2 protein-coding genes are annotated in these 4,449 nt (G+C 31.8%); both read left to right on the top strand.

Going from position 1 to position 4,449, the window contains the following annotated elements:
• Positions 1-94 precede the first annotated feature (94 nt).
• Complete coding sequence (locus QZZ11_RS06525; RefSeq protein ID WP_292474620.1) at positions 95-2,272, top strand: hypothetical protein; 2,178 nt, start codon at positions 95-97, stop codon at positions 2,270-2,272.
• 540 nt (positions 2,273-2,812) lie between these two features.
• Complete coding sequence (locus tag QZZ11_RS06520; RefSeq protein ID WP_292474618.1) at positions 2,813-4,411, top strand: hypothetical protein; 1,599 nt, start codon at positions 2,813-2,815, stop codon at positions 4,409-4,411.
• Positions 4,412-4,449 lie beyond the last annotated feature (38 nt).

Raw genomic sequence — 4,449 nt, 5'->3', positions numbered from 1 at the left:
GGTGAATTTTGGGGTGTTTTTCATCTAAATAAATTGTAACTGATTTATTTTTTTGGGAGATATTTCATATTGAAAAAAATATGGTGAATTAAATATGGATAAGTTGAAAACTCGTGTTTTGTTTGTTGCATTGATTATTTTAGCATTGGTGTCTGTAAGTGCTGTTGCAGCTGCAGATGTTGATGATGTAGTCAGTGCAGAACAAGATGATATTGATTTATCCGAAGAGACAGTCAGTGATGTTCAAAGCACTGAAGAAACAGAGGTCTTAACCGAAGATGAACCGGCTCAAAATCCTGATGGAAGTAGTTATATTACTGTTAAGTTTTCATATATGACTGAAGACGGTCCAGTGGAAGTGGTCAATCAATCATTATCAAAAAAGGTTGCTGCTAATAGAAATTTAACAATTTCTTATTCCAATTTGTTAAATAATAAACCTCCTGTTAACAGATTCAAATATAATGGTTTGAATTATAATTTCACTCAATACTGGGAAAATAGTGTTACTGGTGAAATTTTTAAACAAGGTAGGGGCTGTGATCAGGTATTTTTACCTACTGGATATAATTATACCGTTGTTTTAACTGCTCAGTATGAAACTTATGTTGATACTTTTGTAAATATCTCTTATATTGTTAAAGACAGTACTGGTAATGAAGTAAATATAACTGAATCATATAATATACCATACCCTGGTTCTTATTATGATGTGTTTGTATCTAAGAATAATTTTACCAATCTGAATAAAACATATAATGGATACAATCTTGATGGTTTTGAGTATTACTTAGATCATTGGGAAGATGGTGAAGGTAATTTTGTAAATTCCACTAAAAGTTATAACCATGGATATACTGGAGAGAATTATACAGTAACCTATAAAGCTATTTATAAGGCTAAAGGAAAACCATCTAATATCACTGTTAAAGTAGTTGGTTTAAAAGATGTAAATGGTAATGATGTCAATTCTGAATTAACTAACAAAATTGACCCTGGTGTTACATGGATTATTCGTTACGCTATGTTTGAAGATGAAATAGACAGATATAATACATATGATGCTAATGGAATCCATTATACATTTAAACATCTTTTAGATCCTGAAGGTGTACCAATCACTGATCCAGAAAGTTATGAAAGAACTTTAAAACCTAATGGAACAGATTATACTGTAGTTTTTACTGCAGTATATGATGAAGAGGTTATAGGTAATTTCACTTTAATCTACACTGATAAGTTTGGTCATGGCAGTGGTAGTTGGAGTAGTATAAACAATTATGGTGTTGACTTTACACACACTTTCAGAACTCCTGCGGATATTCCATCTGGCGCAGTATTCTTATACTGGGAAAGAGAAGATACCAAGGAAAAATATTATCCAAATTCTTCTGACCAATACCAGTATACTATTACATATGAAGAATTTGCTGGTAAAGATGTAAAAGTTTATGTAAATGCTGTCTATGACCTTAAGACTAGTATTGAGCTTGAAGAGATTACTGGCTATGTTGGTGATGTTGTAGATATTGTAGCTAAAATCACTGAGAATGTTAATAATACTCTTGTTCCTACCGGTGGAACTGCTACTTTAACTATTGATTACAGCAACAAGCTTAGCAATGGTTTATTAGGTGCAAGTACTTATACTCAGACTGTTGAAGTAGTTGATGGTCAAGCTGTATTTAAGGATGTTAAACTTGAAAATCCTGGTACTTATGCTTATAAAGTAGAATATAGTGGATATGAATATAATCAACATTCTGAAGGAATTAACGACTATCTTTCTTCTGAAGCAGAATCTAAACTTAATATTTTACCATTAAACACTACTACCACTAGTGAAGATGTTTCTGGTACAGTCGGTGATAAGAAGGATATTACCGCGGATATCGTTGATCAAAATGGAGACCCTGTACAAAACGGTACAGCTGTCTTAAAAGTTAATGGTAAAGAATACACTGCTGAAGTAAAAGATGGTAAAGCTGTATTTAAAGGTGTTGAATTAACTGAAAACACTACTGCTACTATTGAATATTTAGGAAACGATTATTACAATCCTTCCAATACCACTATTCAAATTACTGTAACCGCTCCTGAAGAACCAGAGGAACCAGTAGATGAACCTGTGGATGAGCCTGAAGAAGAACCTTCCACTCCTGCAGCAGAAAAAGCAGTTCCTGTAACTCCTGCAGCTGGTAACCCAATTGCTTTAGTGGTTTTAGCATTAATGACTTTAGTATCAACTGTCTCATTCGGACGTAAAAAATAGATATTTTATTTAGAAGAATTTATTTCTTCCATTTTTATTTTTTTTTAAGATTTTTTTAATTTTCATTCTCTTTTTATACTTTTTTTAAGATTTTTTTAAATATTTTTTTAAATTCATTCATTTTTTATAATTCGATTATTAACAAATTAAACAATTAACTAATTTAAGTATTATATTTTTTTATTATTTTTAGTAATTTGCTAAAATATAATAATTTTATTCAATTTTTATGCTAATCTTTATATATAACAAATAATTAATTATATATTATATGTAACGGGGTTTAACTATTTTAAGGTTAAGCTTTTTTTGATGTTATTGGAATATGACAAATTTCTAATAAATTTTTATTATGATTTAAAGATGTGATTCATTTTATCGGAAGTATGATTTTTATATTTTTAGATTAAGATGAGCATATTTTTTCTCTAAAAAGTTACATATTGTGAATTTTTTGGAGTGTTTTTCATCTAAATAAATTGTAACTGATTTATTTTTTTGGGAGATATTTCATATTGAAAAAAATATGGTGAATTAAATATGGATAAATTGAAAACTCGTGTTTTGTTTGTCGCATTGATTATTTTAGCATTGGTGTCTGTAAGTGCTGTTGCTGCTGCGGATGTTGATGATGTAGTCAGTGCAGAACAAGATGATATTGATTTATCCGAAGAGACAATATCTGACGTTGATGAATCAAGTGATGATAGTGCATTAGGTGATCTTGACCCAGAATATGGTGACATTGACCCAAATCCTAACCCAACTGGAAGTAGTAAAGTCACTGTAAAGATAAATTATATTAACAAAACTACTGGAGAATGGAATTGTGCAACTACCACTAATTCAGCAGGATGGACAATAACTGTTGAAACAAAATGTAATCAGACTGTTGGTATAGAAAATATGAATAATTTCACTTTTGACGGTAATCGTTATGTTTTCACTGGTTGGAAAGATGACCAAACAGGTCAAAATATAGTTACTGGTGAAAAGAAATCATTTAACAACTATAAAGATGAAGACGGTTATAGTCATAATTATACCTATTCATATACTGCTCAATATACTATTACTCCTCTTGGCAGTTTGAATTGTAAATATGTTGATAATTTCGGTAATGGTGGCGGTGGTGAAAGCCATACTGCAGATGATGTGACTTATGAACATACATTTAAAGAACCAGCGGATTATCCTAAAGATAACGTAGAATTCTTATACTGGGAAAGAAATGATACTGGTGACAAATTTAATCCTGGTGATAAAATGACTGTCACTCCTGCAGAATATGAGGGTATAGTGCTAAATATCACTGTTACTGCTGTTTATAACATCAAAACCAGTATTGAACTTGAAGAGATCACTGGCTATTTCGGTGATGAAGTGGACATTACTGCAAAAATCATTGAAAAAGCTAATAATGGGGCTGTTCCTGGTGGAACTGCTACTTTAACTATTGAGTTCACTAACAAACTTAGTGATGGAACATTAGCTGCAGGCACTTATACTGACACTGTTGAAGTAGTTGACGGTCAAGCTGTATTCAAAGGTATTAAACTTGATGCTACTCCTGGTACTTACGCATATAAAGTAGAATATAGCGGATATCCTTATAATAAACATGAAGAGGGAATTAATGAGTATCTCACTTCTGAAGCGGAATCCAAAGTAAATATTTTGCCATTAAACACTACTACCTCTAGTGAAGATGTTTCTGGTACAGTCGGTGATAAGAAAGATATTACCGCGGATATCGTTGATCAAACCGGGGACCCTGTACAAAACGGTACAGCTGTCTTAAAAGTTAATGGTAAAGAATACAAAGCTGAAGTAGAAAATGGTAAGGCTGTATTCAAAGATGTGGAATTACCTGATGAAAGTACTGAAGCTACTATTGAATACTTAGGAAACGAATATTATAATCCATCCAACACTACTATTCAAATTACTGTAACTCAACCTGAGGAACCAGAGGAAGAGCCTGAGGATGAACCTGTGGATGAACCTGAAGAAGAACCTTCAACTCCTGTTGCAGAAAAAGCAATTCCTGTAACTCCAGCAGCGGGTAATCCTATTGCTTTAGTAGTATTGGCATTATTAACTTTAGTTTCAACTGTCTCATTCGGACGTAAAAAATAGAAATATTGTTTAGAAGAATTTATTTCTTCTATTTTTAT

The organism is Methanosphaera sp. (assembly GCF_016282985.1).
GTDB lineage: Archaea > Methanobacteriota > Methanobacteria > Methanobacteriales > Methanobacteriaceae > Methanosphaera.
This window is presented reverse-complemented; position numbering and strand designations above follow the sequence as displayed.

Coding starts and splice junctions, on each gene's coding strand:
- QZZ11_RS06525 (WP_292474620.1), top strand. CDS start 95: ATGGATAAGTTGAAAACTCGTGTTTTGTTTGTTGCATTGATTATTTTA.
- QZZ11_RS06520 (WP_292474618.1), top strand. CDS start 2,813: ATGGATAAATTGAAAACTCGTGTTTTGTTTGTCGCATTGATTATTTTA.